This window comes from Rhodopseudomonas rhenobacensis (assembly GCF_014203125.1).
In the GTDB taxonomy this organism is placed as follows: domain Bacteria; phylum Pseudomonadota; class Alphaproteobacteria; order Rhizobiales; family Xanthobacteraceae; genus Rhodopseudomonas_A; species Rhodopseudomonas_A rhenobacensis.
The window spans coordinates 20,485-36,668 of the sequence record NZ_JACHIH010000041.1 but is presented as its reverse complement, the minus strand read 5'-3'; the positions used below and the strand labels follow the sequence as shown (position 1 = coordinate 36,668).

Here is a 16,184-nt window from a genome sequence, read left to right as displayed (position 1 = left end):
GGCTTTTCTGTTTTTGCGCCCCCGGGGGGGGGGGGGGGCGGGGGGCGGGGGGGCGGGGGGGGGGGGGGGGGGGGGGGGGGCGGGGGGGGGGGGGGGGGGGGCCCCCCCCCCCCCCCGTCTCCGCGAGGTCGGACTCGATGAGACGCCCCCTCACCCGACTGGCTTCGCTGCGCTCAGCCAGTCGACCTCTCCCCGCAAGCGGGGAGAGGTGAAACTTCACAGCTGCTCGAGCAGCGTATCGCCGCCGGAGACTTCGACCTTGCCGGGGTTCGGCTCGAGGTTGAGCTTTTTCACCACGCCGTCCTCGACCAGCATCGAGTAGCGGTGCGAGCGGATGCCGAGCCCGTTGCCCGACGCATCGAGCTCCATGCCGATCGCCTTGGTGAAGTCGGCATTGCCGTCGGCGAGGAAGGTCGCCTCGTCGCGCAGGTCGGTGTCGCGCTTCCAGGCGTTCATCACATAGGCGTCGTTGACCGAGACGATGGCGATGGCGTCGACGCCCTTGTCCTTGATCGCATAGGCGTTGAGGAAGATGCTCGGCAGATGCATCTTGTGGCAGGTTCCGGTGTAGGCGCCCGGCACTGCGAACACCGCGACCTTCTTGCCTTTGAAGACGTCGTCGGTGGTCTTCACCTGCGGGCCTTCCTCGCTCATCACGCGAAACTTGGCCTCGGGCAAACGGTCGCCAACCTTGATGGTCATGTCATTCTCTCCTGGGATGGATCCGTGGTGTAGTCGGCAAAAGCCGGTCTGACAATATTCGGCGGGGGTGACGCTGCGATCACGGTTGGGTCAACGACGCGGGTTGGATAGCTGCGCCGCTGAAGTCCCGTGTCCCGGACGCGGAGCAGCGCCTTGGCGCTGCGAAGCGAGCCGGGACCGTTCCAAATGCTGCGTTCCGGTACGGCCCCGGATCTGCAGCGCGGCACGCCGCAAGCGCGGCGTGCCGCGCTTTCGTCCGGGGCACGCTTAGCATCGCGCTTCGGCTTACGCTGCCGCCTGCTTCTTCTCGTCGCGCAATTGCCGGCGCAGGATCTTGCCGACATTGGTCTTCGGCAGGTCGGTGCGGAATTCGATCTGCTTCGGGACTTTGTAGTTGGTGAGCTGCGTGTGGCAGAACTTGATGATGTCCTCGGCGGTGACGTCGGGATCCTTCTTCACCACGAAGGCCTTCACCGCCTCGTTGCTGCGCGCATCCTGGACGCCGACCACGGCGCATTCCAGCACGCCGGGATGGGTGGCGATGACTTCCTCGACCTCGTTGGGATAGACGTTGAAGCCCGACACCAGGATCATATCCTTCTTGCGGTCGACGATCTTGGTGGAACCGTCGTCGCCCATCACGCCGATGTCGCCGGTGCGGAAATAACCGTCCTCAGTCATTACCAGCGTGGTTTCCTGCGGCATGTTCCAATAGCCGGCCATCACCTGCGGGCCTTTGGCGCAGATCTCGCCGGTCTGCCCGATCGGCAATTCGTTGCCGGCGTCGTCGCGGATCGACAGATAGGTCGAGGGCAGCGGCAGACCGATCGTCCCGGTGAAGCCCTCGATGGTCGCCGGGTTGCAGGTCAACACCGGCGCGGTTTCCGAAAGCCCGTAGCCTTCGGCGATGCCGCAGCCGGTGAGCTTGCTCCACTGCTCGGCGACCGGGCGTTGCACCGCCATGCCGCCGCCGTTGGAAATCCGCAGCTTGGAGAAGTCCACCTTGTCGAAGCCCTCGGCGTGCAGCAGCCCGTTGTACAGCGTGTTGACCGCCGGGAAGCTGTTGACCTGATACTTCATCAGTTCCTTGATGAAGCTCTTCATGTCGCGCGGATTGGGGATCAACAGGTTGACGCCGCCGGCCCGCATGCCGAGCAGGAAGCAGGCGGTCAGCGCGAAGATGTGATACAACGGCAGCGCGCAGACGATGAACAATTGCTCGATCTTCGGCGGCTTGGTGAGCGCCGGCTGCAGCCAGGCGTCGTTCTGCAGCACGTTGGCGACGATGTTGCGATGGAGCAGGGTGGCGCCCTTCGACACGCCGGTGGTGCCGCCGGTGTATTGCAGGAAGGCGACGTCGTCCGGGCCGATTGTCGGCTTGGTGAGCTTGAGGCTGCGGCCGGCGGCAAGCGCGTCGTTGAACGCGACCTTGCTCGGCAACGAAAACGCCGGCACCATCTTCTTGACCCGGCGCACCACGAAATTGACGATCAGGCCCTTGAGGCCGAGCAGGTCGCCCATCGCGCCGACGATGACGTGCTTCACCGCGGTGCGGGCGATCACGTGTTCGACGGTGGAGGCGAAGTTCTCCAAGACGATGATCGCCTCGGCGCCGGAATCCTTCAGCTGATGTTCGAGTTCGCGCGGGGTGTAGAGTGGATTGACGTTGACGACGGCGAAGCCGGCGCGCAGCACCGCGGCGGTGGCGATCGGATATTGCAGCACGTTGGGCATCATCAGCGCGACGCGCGCGCCCTTCTTCAATCCCTTGCTCTGCAGATAGGCGCCGAGCGCCGTCGACATCTCGTCGAGCTGGCGATAGGTGATCGCCTTGTCCATGCAGATGAACGCCTTGCGGTCGCGGAATTTCGCGAAGCTCTCTTCCAGCAGATCGACCAGCGACGGGTAAAGTGTGACGTCGATGTCCGCGGGCACGCCCGGCGGATATTGCTTGAGCCAGATGCGCTCCATGATGTTTCCCCTCAAATCCTTCCTTGGAGCCTGCGGCTCCAATCGGTTGCCAGGCTCATGTCCATGCAAACGAAATCCACCTGAAATGCCAGGGCGCGTTCGATCGCCATAAACCTGCGGTCCCCGCTGTTGCGCGGGGCGCCTTGTTGGCGGGAAGTATTGGGCAAAGCCGCGGCCGAACGCAAGCAGCGGTTAGTCGAGGGGGTTAGTGCGGGAGGGGCGAAGTCCGCTGGATGGAACGCAACGCGGTTGCGCGTTCCGAGCCGCGGAATACGCGGGTGCGCTGCGTCAGGTGCGGAGCGTTAGAGACGCTGCGTCAGGTCTTCGGATCGGCTGGCTTGGCGTCGGAGGTATTCGCCTTGGGGGACGGCTTGGCGGCGGCCTTCGGCTTGTCCTTGGCGGCCGGTTTGGCGGCTGTCGCAGCCGGCGTTGCGGCCGGCGGCTTCGCAGTCGTGTCAGGTTTGGCGTGCACCGGCTTGGCGGGATGCGCGGGTTTCGCCGCGGCTTTCGGATCGATGGTCAGCGATACCCGGCCGTCGGCTGATTTGCCTTCCTTCGGGTCGGCGGCGCCGTCCGGTTTCTTGGCCGCCAGCGTCTTCTTGCCGCGCGGCTTCGGGGTCTGTTTCTGCGCTTCGACGGCGACCGCGGCGATCAGTTCGGCGCCGGTCTTTTTCGGGCCGGTGTAGACCACGATCGGCTCGGACGGCGCGGGGGCTGCGGCGAGCATGTCGACCGGGCGCAAGGTCGGCGCCTGCAGCCCGGCGCTGAAGAAGCTCATCGGGCTCTCGCCGGTCGCGCTGGCGACATTGTCTTCCTCGGATTCGTCGCTGGCCGGGCGCTTGCGCTTCGGGCCGCACATTTCGTCGCGCAGGTTCGGCGGCGCGGCGTCGATCGGCGCCAGGTTGTCGACGGTGCCGAGCGCCGGGCGAAGCCAGGTCAGCTGATTGGCGGAGAAGCCGCGTTCCAGCAATTGCGCGGCTTTCAGCGCGCGGGCCTGCGACGACGGCGCGCCGAGCACCACCGCGATCAGCCGCTTGCCGTCGCGGGTCGCCGACGCCACCAGGTTGAAGCCGGAGGCGCAGATGAAGCCGGTCTTGAAGCCGTCGGCGCCGGGATAGCGGCCGATCAGCCGGTTGAAATTCTGCGTCACCCGCTTGCCGAAGCGGATCGACGGGATGTGGACGAAATACTCGTATTCCGGCAGGTCGCGGATGATGGCGCGGGCCAGAATGGCGAGATCGCGCGCCGAAGTGATCTGTCCGTCGGCGGGCAGGCCGTTGGGATTGACGTAGGAGGTCTGGGTCATGCCGAGCCGCTGCGCGGTCTCGTTCATCTGCGCCGAGAAGCCGTCGATCGAGCCGCCGACGCCTTCGGCGAGCACCACGGCCATGTCGTTGGCCGACTTCACCAGCATCATCTTCAAGGCGTTGTCGACGGTGAGCTGGGTGCCGGAACGGAAGCCCATCTTCGAGGGCGATTGCGCGGCGGCGATCGGCGATACCGTCAGCAGCGTGTCGAGCGAGATCCGCCCGTCCTTGACCGCCTTCAGCGTCACATAGGCGGTCATCAGCTTGGTGACCGAGGCCGGATACCACGGATAGGTGGCATTCTCGGCCTGCAGCACTTTGCCTGTGTCAGCCTCGACCAGCAGCAGCGCTTCGGCATGCGCCGCGCGCGGCAGCACCGCGCCGGCGCAGAGCCCGGCGAGCAGCGCGATCAGCTTCAACGACGGCACGCGAAACGCGAGAGCAAGAGAATGCACTATCCGATTCCGGTCCTTTGGGGCCCGCGCGATGCGCAGATCCTTCGGTTGAGTTCGGCCTTCAAGCGTATCCAGCCGCCAAGCGCCATGGCGTGATCAAACCTATACCGGCTTGGGATCGCAGAACAGGGCTCGCGGCAGGTTATTCGTGGACGAAAGGGGCCAAAATTCGACCGCTCGGCCGCGCCCAGCGCAGGGATGATGGCACCGGAAAGCGCCGGGTCAGGGTTGTCAGCTCGTTCTTGCGTCCGCCGCATGGTCGAACGGAGCAGCCATGCTGGCGCGTGACGTCTCCTGCACCATGAACTGCGCCCGCGCCAGCGCCGCGAAATGGCCTTGCCGCGCCAACAGCTCGTCGAAAGTTCCGCTTTCGATCACCCGTCCGGCTTCGAACACCAGAATGCGCGTGGCGTGGCGAATGGTGGAAAGCCGATGCGCGATCACGAAGGTGGTGCGTCCCTTCATCACCTCGTCGAGCGCCAGATTGACCTTGGCCTCGGTCACCGCGTCGAGCGCGCTGGTCGCCTCGTCGAGGATCAGGATCGGCGGATCCTTGAGAAGCGCGCGGGCGATCGACAGCCGCTGCCGCTCGCCGCCGGACAGCATGCGGCCGCGCTCGCCGGCGTTGGTGGCGAATTTCTGCTCGCTGCGTTCGATGAAGTCGAGCGCCTGGGCGCGGCTGGCGGCGGTACGCAATTCCTCGTCGGTGGCATCCGGCTTGCCGACCCGCAGATTGTCGGCGATCGAGCGATTGAACAACAAGGCTTCCTGGAACACCACGCCGATATTGCGGCGCAGCCCGGCCAGCGTCAGGTCGCGGACGTCGAGGCCGTCGACTCGAATGACGCCGGACTGCGGATCGAAGGCGCGATGCAGCAGCGCGATCGCGGTGGATTTGCCGGCGCCGGTGGCGCCGACCAGCGCGATGGTCTCGCCGGGCTTTGCTGTGAACGACAGGTCGGCGATTGCCGGCCGCTTGCCGTCATAGGAGAACGACACGTCCTTGAATTCGACCAGGCCCTGCAGCCGCTCCGGATCGACCGCGTCGGGGCGGTCGCGCACCGCCGGCACGGCGTCGAGCACGTTGAAGAATTCCTGCAGCCGCGGCGCTTCCATGAACACGTTGTTGGTGAAGGCGACCACCTGTTCGAGCTTCTGGATCAGCATGGTGGCGAACGACACGAACATCACGATCTCGCCGACGCTGGTGAGGCCCTGCTCGTGCAGCGTGATGCCGACGCTGAAGATCGCCAGCACCGTGATGGTGGTGGAGGCCCGGGTGATCACCGTGACGATGGCCCACCAGGACAATACCGGCATCTGCAGCGCCAGCAGCCGGTCGGCGACGAAGCGCAGCCCCCGCACCTCGGCGTCGATCCGCACGAAGCTCTGCACCAGCGCCACGTTACCCAGCGCGTCGGAAGCCCGCGCCGAGAGGTCGCTGTATTGCTCCTCGACCTCGCCCTGCAGGCGGTAGGTCTTGTGCACCACCAGCGTGGTCAGCACGGTGAACACCACGCACAGGATGAACAACAGGATCGCCAGCCGCCAGTTGATATACAGCGACAGCGGCAGCAGCACGACCAGCGACAACAATGCTGCGAAATGCTCGCGGAAGAAGCCGAGCCACAATCGCCACAGCGCGTCGGTGCCCTGCAGCATCACCTTCATCAGCCGGCCGGAATGCGTGCCGGTGTGATAGGTCAAGGGCAGCTGCATGATGTGTTCGAAATAGCTGGTCAGCACCGCCTGGCGCTGGCGGTGCGCGAGCCGGTCGGCGTGCAGCGCCACCGTGGCGCTGCACAGGATGGTGAACAGGCCGAATGCCACCCAGGCGCCGAGCAGCGGCCAGGGCGATTGCGCCTCCGCCGCCAGCGCGCCGGTCGACAGGTTGCCGGACAGCACGTCGATGATGCGGCCAAACAGCACAGGCTCGGCGAATTGCGCGCCGGCCAAGAGCAGGTTGGCGAAGGCCAAAATCCAGCCGAGCCGCGCCTCCTTGCCGAGCAGTTGCAGCACCCGGGTGTAGAGACGAAGCATCGACATGCGCGGCACTCTCGGTCAGCCAGAAGCGCTATCGTTAAAGCATTTTGCGCTGCGAAGGAACTCGGCTCCGCGCGCCCTGCCGCGGCATCGGTGGACGGGCCGACCCTTGAGAATCATGGTCCCATCACTTAACCTGACGTTCCCATCAGCTCGGAGCCGGACGGCGCACGTCGTTCGTGTGGTTTCCGTTTGTTGATCGTCGTCAACGGTCATCGGCCCGCGTCATGCCATGTCATCCGCACACGTCCTAGCCAGCACGGTGCGGTCGACGCGGCGCTGACGGGGATTTGGTTTGGAGTGTTGCCGTTGGGTGATTTCCTGTTTCCGATCGATTCCGGTGCGGCGCTGGCGATCCACGTCGCGCTGTCGGCCGGCATCGTCGCGGCGATCATCGCGGTCGCGGCGGTGTTGCGCGAAAAGCGCGCCGGCGCCCGGCCAGACACCCCGTATGAGAGCGGCGTGCTGCCGGCGGCGCCGCCGCAGGGCCCGCAGAACGCGCCGTATTTCCTGATCGCCGCGCTGTTCGTGATCTTCGACATGGAAGCCGCGATCCTGTTCGCCTGGGCGGTGGCGGCGCGCGAGGCCGGCTGGACCGGGCTGATCGAGGCGGCGATCTTCATCGGCGTGCTGCTCTTGGCCTTGATCTATCTGTGGGTCGACGGCGCGCTCGACTGGGGTCCGGGGGAGCGCCAATGAGCTACACGCTGCAGCGTCCCGGCGACGAGATGCCGATCGAAGAGCAGATGGCGCGCACCAGCCTGTTCGCGCGGCTGGAAGATCTGGTGGCGTGGTCGCGCAAGAACAGCCTGTGGCCGTTCAATTTCGGCCTGTCGTGCTGCTACGTCGAGCAGGTCACAGCATTGACCTCGGTGTACGATCAGGCGCGGTTCGGCGCCGAGGTGATCCGCGCCTCTCCCCGGCAGGCCGATCTGCTGGTGGTGTCCGGCACGGTGTTTCACAAGATGGCGGCGCCATTGCTGCGGCTCTACGAGCAGATGCGGGCGCCACGCTGGGTGATCTCGATGGGCGCCTGCGCCAATTCCGGCGGTATGTATGACATCTATTCGGTGGTGCAGGGCGTCGACAGCTTTCTGCCGGTGGACGTCTACATCCCCGGCTGTCCGCCGCGCCCGGAAGCGGTGCTCGACGCGCTGATCATGCTGCAGCAGCAGGTCGGCAGCGAACGCCGGCCGCTCGGCGTCACCGTCGGCAACAGCGCCGGCCTCGGCTTCGACGCGCCGCGGCGGCGCGACCAGCGCCGCGATGAGCGCATGGCGCAGACCCTGCTCGATCCCCCGGAGAAGTTGTGAGCGCGGTGGATCTGGTCAACGAACTCAGCGCGCGGTTCGGTGAGGCGGTGCAGGGCGCGCAGCCGACGCATGACGCGTTCCCGACGCTGTGGATTGCGCCCGAGGCGATGCCGGCGGTGCATCGCTATCTGAAGCATGAGATCGCGCAGCCGTTTCCGCTGCTGGTCGACCTGTGGGCGATCGACGAGACCGCGCGGCATCATCGCGAGGGCCAACCGCCATCCGGCGTCACCATTGCGAGCCACCTGATGTCGCTGCAGCGCAACGCCGATATCCGGCTGAAATGCGCGCTTCCCGCCAACGATCCGCGGGCGCATTCGATCGCCGGGATCTATCCCAACGCCGACTGGTACGAGCGCGAAGCCTTCGACATGTTCGGCGTGCATTTCGAAGGCCGCCGCGATCATCGCCGGATTCTGATGCCGCCGTTGTGGGACGGCCATCCGATGCGCAAGGATCAGCCGGCGCGCGCCACCGAGCGACCGCCCTTCGTGATGACCGCGGCACTGTTCGACGCCGAGGAGCAGGCGCTTGCCGCCGATCCCGAGGCCTTGGGCCTGCCGACGCAGCGCGACGGCGTCGAACTGATGATCCTGAACTACGGCCCGCACAGCATGGCGACGCACGGCGTGTTCCGCATCGTGCTGGCGCTCGACGGCGAGGAGATCGTGGCGGCGCGGCCGGACATCGGCTTTCACCACCGCGGCGCCGAGAAGATGGGCGAGCGGCAGAGCTGGCATCAATACATCCCCTACACCGACCGCATCGATTATCTCGGCGGGGTGATGGGCGAAATGCCGTATCTGCAGGCGGTGGAGCGGTTGTGCGGCATCACCGTGCCGGCGCGCGCCGAGACCGTGCGCATCATGCTGTGCGAAATCTATCGCATCATGAATCACCTGCTGTTCTACGGCACGCTCGCGCAAGACACCGGGGCGATGTCGCCGGTGTTCTACATGTTCACCGACCGCGAGCGCGGCTACCGGGTGATCGAGGCGATCACCGGCGCGCGGATGCATCCCGGCTGGTTTCGCATCGGCGGGCTGGCGGCCGATTTGCCCGAAGGTTGGGACGCGCTGGTGCGCGATTTCCTCGACTGGATGCCGTCGCGGCTCGACGATTACGAAGGCATGGTGATGCGCAACGAGATTTTTCGCGCGCGCACCGTGGGCATCGCCGCCTATGACACCGCGACCGCGCTGGACTGGGGCATCACCGGGCCGGGGCTGCGCGCCACCGGCTGCGGTTGGGATACCCGCAAGCAGCGGCCCTATAGCGGTTACCAGAATTTCGAGTTCGAGGTGCCGACCGGGCATCGCGGCGACTGCTACGACCGCGCAAGGGTGCGGGTCGACGAGATCCGGCAATCGCTGCGCATCATCCGGCAATGCCTCGACCACATGCCGGCGGGGCCGATCAAGGCCGATCATCCACTCACTACGCCGCCGCCGCGCGAGCGCATGCTGCACGACATCGAGACCATGATTCACCATTTTGTCGGTGCCAGCTGGGGACCTGTCGTACCCGCCGGCGAAGCCACCGGGCAGGTGGAATCGGTGCGCGGGCTGACGCAATACGCGGTGGTGTCCGACGGCGAGACCACGTCGTATCGCACCCGCATTCGCACCCCGTCCTTCGCGCATCTGCAGTCCATCGCCACGATCGCGCCGGGGCTGACGGTGGCCGATCTCGTCGCCTATCTCGGCAGCATCGACTACGTGATGTCGGACGTCGACCGATGACGCTGAGCCCGCAAACCACGCAAGCGATCAGGAACGCCGCCGACAGCCACGGCGGCGCCAAAGCTGCGATGCTGGAAGCCTTGAAGCTGGTGCAGGCTGCGGAAGGCTACGTCTCCGACGCGCATCTGGCCGAAGCCGCGGCGAAGCTCGGCGTCAGCACCGCGGAGATCGACAGCCTCGCTACCTTCTATAGCCACATCTTCCGCTCGCCAGTCGGCGAGACCGTGATCCTGCTCTGCGACGGCTTGAGCTGTTATCTGTGCGGCGGCGACGCGGTGCGCGACGCGGTGATGCAAAAGCTCGGCATCGGCTTCGGCGAGACCACGCCGGACGGCAAGTTCACGCTGATCAACGTCTGCTGCATCGGTGGCTGTGACGTCGCCCCCGCGGCGCTGGTCGGCCCGGACCGCAAACTGGTCGGCCCGCTCAGCGCCGACGACCTCACCCAACTGATCGGGGGCGGGCGATGAGCGAAACCCCGCTGACCGGCCGCGCCCAGCCCGACCGCGAACCGCATCGCTTCGCCGAATGGCAGCGGCTCGGCGGCTATGACGCGCTGCGCGGCGCGCTGAAGCGGCATTCGCCGGAAGCGCTGGTGGCGATTGTCGAGGCTTCCGGGCTGCGCGGCCGCGGCGGCGCCGGCTTCCTCACCGGCACCAAATGGCGGCTGATGCGCAAGGCCGCGGAAGCCGCCGGCGAGGGACCGCGCTATCTCTGCGTCAACGGCGACGAGATGGAGCCCGGCTCGTTCAAGGATCGCCTTTTGATGGAGGCGCTGCCGCATCAACTGATCGAAGGCGCGATGCTTGCGGCCTACGCGGTCGGCGCCACCGAAGTGATCATCCTGGTGCGCGACGCCTATCGCGCCGCCGCCGTGGCGCTGACCCGCGCGATCACCGAGGCGGAATCCGCTGGCCTGCTCGGCCGCAATATTCTCGGCTCCGGCTTCGGCCTGAAGATGCGGCTGCACGCCAGCGCCGGGCGCTACATCGTCGGCGAAGAGACCGCGCTGATCGCTGCGATCGAGGGCGAGCGGCCGGTGCCGCGGCATCGGCCGCCTTATCCGGCGCAGAGCGGGCTGTGGGGCCGGCCGACCACGGTCAACAATGTCGAGACGCTGTCGGCGGTGCCGCACATCGTGCAAAACGGCGCGGAGTGGTTTCAGAAATTGTCGCGCACCGAAGAGGGCGGCACCAAGCTGTATGGCATCTCCGGGCGGGTGAACCGGCCGCAACTGATCGAGGCGCCGATGGGCACGCCGGCCGGCGAACTCATCGAAATGGCCGGTGGGATTCGTGATGGCCGCAAGCTGCTGGCGTTTCAGCCCGGCGGCGGCGCCACCGCGTTTCTGCAGGAAGCCGATCTCGACGTGCCGATGGATTTCGCCCACGTCAAGAAGGCCGGCAGTTCGCTCGGCACAGGTGCTGTGATCGTGCTCGACGATCAAAGCTGCCCGGTCGCGGCGATCGGCCGCCATGCAAGATTTTACGCGCGGGAAAGCTGCGGGCTGTGCACGCCGTGCCGCGACGGGTTGCCGTGGGTGGCGAAACTGCTCGATGCGCTGGAAGCCGGCCACGGCACGCAGCAGGACATCGACTTGCTGCACATGCATGTGGAGTTGGCTGGGCCATCCGGGCGCAGCTTCTGCGACCTGATGGCCGGCGCGATGACGCCGGTGAAAAGCGGGCTGGAACGGTTCGGCGATATCTTCGCCGCACACCTCAAAGGCCATTGTCCGGTGGGCCGATCATGAGCGTCAGAATCGAAATCGACGGCCGCATCATCGAGGCCAAGGCCGGCGACGATCTGTTGTCGGTGTGCTTGTCGCACGGCATCGACGTGCCGTATTTCTGTTGGCACGGCGCGCTGGGTTCGCTCGGCGCCTGCCGGCAATGCGCGGTGCGGGTCTATTCCGGCCCCGACGACGCGACCGGCAAGATCGTGATGTCGTGCATGACGCCGGCCACCGACGGCTTGCGGGTCTCGGTCGCCGATCCGGAAGCATCGAACTTCCGCGCCCGGGTGATCGAGTGGTTGATGGTCAACCATCCGCATGATTGCCCGGTGTGCGAGGAGGCCGGCTCTTGTCACTTGCAGGATATGACGGTGGCGACCGGCCACAATGAGCGCCGCTATCGCTTCGACAAGCGCACCCATCGCAACCAGGATCTCGGGCCACTTCTGACCCACGAGATGAACCGCTGCATCGCCTGCTATCGCTGCACCCGGTTCTATCGCGATTATGCCGGCGGCCGCGACCTCGATGCGTTCGGTGCCCATGACAACGTGTATTTCGGCCGCGCCGAGGACGGCGTGCTGGAAAGCCCGTTCGCCGGCAATCTCGCCGAGGTCTGTCCGACCGGGGTGTTCAACGACAAGGGCTGGTCGCACGACTACGCCCGCAAATGGGATATGCGCGCGGCGCCCTCGATCTGTCCGCATTGCGCGGTCGGCTGCAATCTGTTCGTCAGCGAGCGCGACGGCCGCGTGCGCCGGGTGCAGAACCGCTATCACGGCGCGCTGAACGGTTACTTCCTGTGCGACCGCGGCCGGTTCGGGCCGCTGCATGTGGTGTCGCCGCAACGGTTCACGGCGCCGCAGATCGCGGGTGCGGTCGTCAGCGAGCACGACGCGGTGGTGGCTGCACGCGCGGCGATCGAACAGGGCGCGATCGGCATCGGTTCGCCGCGCGCCTCGCTGGAGGCGAACTACGCGCTGCGCAAGCTGGTCGGCGCCGAACGCTTCTTCGCCGGCGTGTCCGATGCCGAGGCGAAGCTGGTCCGCCGCATCGTTGAAATCCTGCGCGCCGGTCCGGGGCAGATCGCGACGCTCTCCGAGATCGAGGCGTGCGACGCCGTGCTGGTGCTCGGCGAAGACCTGACCAACGTCGCGCCGCGGATTGCTCTTTCGCTGCGGCAGACCGCGCGCGGCGCCGAACGCGCGCTCGCGACGCAAAAGGGTGTGGCGCATTGGCTCGACCAGGCGGTGCGCACCGCCGGCGAAGGCCGCCGCAGCCCGATCGTGCTGGCTACGCCGGCACCCGACGCGCTCGACGACGTGGCTTCGCTGAGCCTGCGGCTTGATCCCTTGAGCATCGCGGCGTTCGGCGACGCGGTGGCTACGGCGTTGGCCGGCGGCGACGCGCCGAATAAGGCTGTCAACATCGCCAATGTCCTGGCGGCGTCAGAGCGTCCGCTGATCATCGCAGGCGCGAGCCTGGGTGCCGCGCAGATCGTCGAGGCGGCCGCCGCGATTGTCGCAGCATTGGGCACGAAAGCGCGGATCGTGCTGATCGCGCCGGAGGCCAATAGCCTCGGCTTGGCGCTGCTCGGCGGTGACGGCGTCGAGGCCGCGGCGGCTGCGCTCGAGGCCGACGTCGCGCGCAACGTCATCGTGCTGGAAAACGAGCTGTTCGAACGCGCGCCGCGCGGCGCGGTGGATCGCCTGTTCGCCGCCGCGACAACCGTGGTGGCGCTCGACGCGCTCACCACCGAAATTTCGGCCCGCGCCGACGTGGCCTTGCCGGTGGCGGCGTTCAGCGAGTCCGCCGGCACGTTTGTGAACTACGAAGGCCGCGCGCAGCGTTTCTTCGCCGCGGTGCAGCCGCAGGAGTATGCCCCCGCGTCGTGGCGCAGGTTGGCGGCGCTCGGCGCCGGCGACTGGGCCACGCTGGATGCGATCATCAAAGACCTCATCGCCGACCAGCCGGAGCTCGTCGGCGTTGTCGGCGCCGCGCCCGATGCGTCGTGCTCCTGCGCCCATGGCAAGATCGCCCGCGCGCCGCGGCCCTTGTCGGCGCACACCGCGGATGATCGCGCCGGACGCGATCCCGCGGCGACGCCGAAGCCCGATCCGGATTCGCCGCTCAGCTTCGGCATGGAGGGCGCCCGCGGCGCCGACGTGCCGGCGGCGCTTTTGACCGGCTACGAGACCCACGGCTTGCATTCCGCCAACGCGGTGACGCGGTTCGAGGAAGAGATCGGCGGGCCGTTGCGCGGCGGCGATCCCGGCGCGCGGCTGTTCAAGCAAGGCGACGCCGCGTTGTCGCCGGCTGCGCCATTCGCGCCGATCGACGGCCACGGCCCGCTGCTGGTGCCGCTTGACGACGTGTTCTCCGGCTCAGAGACCGGCCGCGCCAGCGCGCTGCTGGCGGCGCGGGCGCCGGCGCCGCGGCTGCTGTTGCATCCGGACGACGCCGCAGCACTCGGCCTCGCCGAATGCGCGTCAGTGATGCTCGACGGCGTTGCCTGTGCCGCGCCGCTGACGCTGGAGCCGAAGTTGGCGCGCGGCGTGGTCGCGGTCAGCGTCGGCAAGTTGCTGCCGCGCGGGCCGCTGCGCCGCGTTGTGGTGGAGGCCGCGCGATGATCGGCATGACGCTGACCGCGATCATCTCAACCATGCTGATCATGGTGCTGCTGGTGGTGGCCGGCACCTTCACCTGGGTGGAGCGCCGCGTGCTCGGCTTCGTGCAGGAGCGGCTCGGGCCCAATCGGGTCGGGCCGTTCGGCTTCCTGCAATGGGTCGCCGACACCGTGAAGATTCTGACCAAGGAGGACCGGCCGCCGCCGGGTGCGGATCGCGTCGCCTATATCCTGGCCCCGATGGTGGCGGCGACGCCGGTGCTCGCCGGCTTCGGCGTGGTGGCGTTCGGCGACGGGCTGTCGCTGGCGAATATCGACGTCGGCGTGATGTTCCTGCTCGGCATGATGGGGCTCACGGTCTACGGCGTGGTGCTCGGCGCTTTGGCCTCGAACAGCCGTTTTGCGCTGATGGGGGGGCTGCGCGCCGCGGCGCAGATGCTGGCCTATGAGACGTTTCTTGGGCTGTCGCTGCTCGGCGTGGTGATGCTCGCCGGCAGCCTGTCACTGACCGAGATCGTGCACGCGCAGCGCGATGTCTGGTTCGTGCTGCTGCAGCCGTTCGGCGCGGCGCTGTTCTGCATCGCCGGCGTCGCCGCGGCGCATCGGCTGCCGTTCGATCTGCCGGAATCCGAGAACGATCTGGTCGCCGGCTATCTCACCGAATACACCGGGATGTCGTTCGGGTTGTTCTTCCTCGGCGAATATCTCGCGGTGCTGCTGGTTGCATCATTGGCGGTGACGCTGTTCTTCGGCGGCTGGCTCGGGCCCTGGCTGCTCGGGCCCTGGTTGCCCGGGCCGATCTGGTTCGGGCTCAAGGTCGGCGTCATCGCGCTGATTTTCATCTGGATCCGCGCCACGCTGCCGCGGCCGCGCTACGATCAATTGGTGCGGTTCGCCTGGAAGATCGCGCTGCCGCTGGCGCTCGGCAATCTGCTGCTCACCGGGCTCATCGTGGTAGCAAGGAGCGCGCCATGATCGGCTGGCTGGAAGCGCTATTCCGCGTCGGCCGCAAGCTCGCGGCCAAGACCGTCACGGTGCAATATCCCGAGGTGAAGCCGAAACTGCCGCCGCGCAGCCGCGGTCGCATCGTGCTCACCCGCGATCCCGACGGCCAGGAGCGCTGCGTCGCCTGTAACCTCTGCGCGGTGGCCTGTCCGGTCGGCTGCATCGACCTGTCGAAAGCCGTGGCCGAGGACGGCCGCTGGTATCCGGAGCACTTCCGAATCAATTTTGCGCGCTGCATCTTCTGCGGCTATTGCGAGGAGGCCTGTCCGACCGCCGCGATCCAGCTGACGCCGGATTTCGAATTGAGCGAGTGGCGGCGCGACGCTTTGGTTTATGACAAGCAGGATCTGCTGATCGCAGGCCAAGGCAAGGTGCGCGGCTATCGCTATTGGTCGGTCGCCGGCAAGGCGATCGCAGGCAAGGACAAGGGCGAAGCCGAGCACGAGGCGCCGCCCGTTGATTTGAAGGGATTACGACCCTGAGCCCGCTGCTCGCCGTTTACGCCGGATCGTTGGCGCTGATCGCCGCCGCCCTTGCGGTGACGCGCTACAACGTCGTGCACGCGCTGCTGTATCTGTTGGCGATGCTGCTGGCGCTGGCGGCGGCGTTCTTCGCGCTGGGCGCGGCGTTCGCCGCGGTGCTGCTGATCATGGTCTATGCCGGCGCGATCGTCGTGCTGTTCGTGTTCGTGGTGATGGCGGTCGGCACCTCGCCGCAGGCGATCGCCCGCGAGCGCGAAATGTTGCAACGAAGCTGGCCGATGCCGGCGGCGATCAGCGTGCTGGTGGCCGCGCCGTTTCTGTTCGGGATCGGCGAGCAGGCGGCGGGCAACACCGCGCCAATCGCCGCGCAAGCCGTCGGCCGCTTGCTGTTCGGCCCATGGGCCTGGGCGATCGAGCTCGCCTCGTTCCTGTTGCTCGCCGGCTTGATCGGCGTGCGCCATATCGGCCGCGACCGCGCCCAGGAGCCAGAGGAATGACCGGCACCGCGCTCACCGGAATGATGATCGTCGCCGCCGGCCTGTTCGCCACCGGCGTGTTCGGCGTGCTGGCGCGTCGCGGCATCCTGTTTCAACTGATCGCGCTGGAAGTGGCGCTGAGCGGTCCGGCCTTGGCGTTCATCGCCGCCGGCGCCTATCACGGCGACGCCGAAGGGCAGGGCATGTTCGTGCTGGTGCTGACGCTGGCCGCCGCCGAAGTCGCGGTCGGCCTGGCGCTGTTCCTGCGGATTCGCCGCAGCAAGGGCAGCGACGACAGCGACGCCGTCAGCGGGCTGAAGGGATGAG

Annotated in this window: 14 protein-coding genes; 10 read left to right on the top strand and 4 right to left on the bottom strand. The window is 67.1% G+C overall.

Translation table 11 applies throughout. The annotated features are described in order from the left end of the window. Nucleotides 1-216: 216 nt before the first annotated feature. The 4 genes from HNR60_RS21825 to HNR60_RS21810 form a co-directional block, all read right to left on the bottom strand. Complete coding sequence (locus tag HNR60_RS21825; RefSeq protein WP_184262102.1) at nucleotides 217-702, bottom strand: peroxiredoxin; 486 nt, start codon at nucleotides 700-702, stop codon at nucleotides 217-219. Nucleotides 703-987: 285 nt separating this feature from the next. Continuing rightward, on the bottom strand, nucleotides 988-2,673 hold the full coding sequence (locus HNR60_RS21820) for a long-chain fatty acid--CoA ligase (protein WP_184262100.1): 1,686 nt from the start codon (nucleotides 2,671-2,673) through the stop codon (nucleotides 988-990). Nucleotides 2,674-2,989: 316 nt separating this feature from the next. Next, nucleotides 2,990-4,435 carry a D-alanyl-D-alanine carboxypeptidase family protein gene (locus HNR60_RS21815; protein ID WP_184262098.1) on the bottom strand — a complete coding sequence of 482 codons (1,446 nt, stop codon included), beginning with the start codon at nucleotides 4,433-4,435 and terminating at the stop codon, nucleotides 2,990-2,992. 231 nt (nucleotides 4,436-4,666) lie between these two features. Next, the gene (locus HNR60_RS21810) at nucleotides 4,667-6,481 is read right to left on the bottom strand and encodes a glucan ABC transporter ATP-binding protein/ permease (RefSeq protein ID WP_184262095.1); all 1,815 of its coding nucleotides are present in this window, start codon (nucleotides 6,479-6,481) and stop codon (nucleotides 4,667-4,669) included. 306 nt (nucleotides 6,482-6,787) lie between these two features. Between HNR60_RS21810 and HNR60_RS21805 the strand changes: the two genes are divergently transcribed. Genes HNR60_RS21805 through nuoK form a run of 10 tightly spaced genes read left to right on the top strand, consistent with a single transcriptional unit; the run spans nucleotide 6,788 to nucleotide 16,183 of the window. Next, complete coding sequence (locus tag HNR60_RS21805) at nucleotides 6,788-7,177, top strand: NADH-quinone oxidoreductase subunit A (RefSeq protein ID WP_184262093.1); 390 nt, start codon at nucleotides 6,788-6,790, stop codon at nucleotides 7,175-7,177. Next, nucleotides 7,174-7,791 carry a NuoB/complex I 20 kDa subunit family protein gene (locus HNR60_RS21800; RefSeq protein WP_184262091.1) on the top strand — a complete coding sequence of 206 codons (618 nt, stop codon included), beginning with the start codon at nucleotides 7,174-7,176 and terminating at the stop codon, nucleotides 7,789-7,791. Before HNR60_RS21805 ends, HNR60_RS21800 begins: the two co-directional genes overlap by 4 nt. Next, nucleotides 7,788-9,533, top strand: a complete 1,746-nt coding sequence (gene nuoC / locus HNR60_RS21795; RefSeq protein WP_184262089.1) for an NADH-quinone oxidoreductase subunit C/D — start codon at nucleotides 7,788-7,790, stop codon at nucleotides 9,531-9,533. Before HNR60_RS21800 ends, nuoC begins: the two co-directional genes overlap by 4 nt. Continuing rightward, nucleotides 9,530-10,003 carry an NADH-quinone oxidoreductase subunit NuoE gene (gene nuoE / locus HNR60_RS21790; protein ID WP_184262087.1) on the top strand — a complete coding sequence of 158 codons (474 nt, stop codon included), beginning with the start codon at nucleotides 9,530-9,532 and terminating at the stop codon, nucleotides 10,001-10,003. Before nuoC ends, nuoE begins: the two co-directional genes overlap by 4 nt. Then, nucleotides 10,000-11,286, top strand: a complete 1,287-nt coding sequence (locus tag HNR60_RS21785) for a complex I 51 kDa subunit family protein (protein ID WP_184262085.1) — start codon at nucleotides 10,000-10,002, stop codon at nucleotides 11,284-11,286. Before nuoE ends, HNR60_RS21785 begins: the two co-directional genes overlap by 4 nt. Then, entirely contained in the window at nucleotides 11,283-13,898 is a 2,616-nt protein-coding gene (nuoG, locus tag HNR60_RS21780; RefSeq protein ID WP_184262082.1) for an NADH-quinone oxidoreductase subunit NuoG, read from the top strand. The genes HNR60_RS21785 and nuoG overlap by 4 nt, the downstream gene beginning before the upstream one ends. Further along, nucleotides 13,895-14,869: an NADH-quinone oxidoreductase subunit NuoH gene (gene nuoH / locus HNR60_RS21775; protein ID WP_210313724.1), complete on the top strand. Its 975-nt coding sequence runs from the start codon at nucleotides 13,895-13,897 to the stop codon at nucleotides 14,867-14,869. The genes nuoG and nuoH overlap by 4 nt, the downstream gene beginning before the upstream one ends. Continuing rightward, a complete protein-coding gene (nuoI, locus tag HNR60_RS21770; RefSeq protein ID WP_184262080.1) occupies nucleotides 14,866-15,381 on the top strand; it encodes an NADH-quinone oxidoreductase subunit NuoI in 516 nt (171 codons plus the stop codon). Before nuoH ends, nuoI begins: the two co-directional genes overlap by 4 nt. Then, on the top strand, nucleotides 15,378-15,878 hold the full coding sequence (locus tag HNR60_RS21765; RefSeq protein ID WP_184262104.1) for an NADH-quinone oxidoreductase subunit J family protein: 501 nt from the start codon (nucleotides 15,378-15,380) through the stop codon (nucleotides 15,876-15,878). Before nuoI ends, HNR60_RS21765 begins: the two co-directional genes overlap by 4 nt. Beyond that, complete coding sequence (gene nuoK / locus HNR60_RS21760) at nucleotides 15,875-16,183, top strand: NADH-quinone oxidoreductase subunit NuoK (protein WP_184262078.1); 309 nt, start codon at nucleotides 15,875-15,877, stop codon at nucleotides 16,181-16,183. Before HNR60_RS21765 ends, nuoK begins: the two co-directional genes overlap by 4 nt. The last annotated feature ends 1 nt before the right edge of the window (nucleotide 16,184 follow it).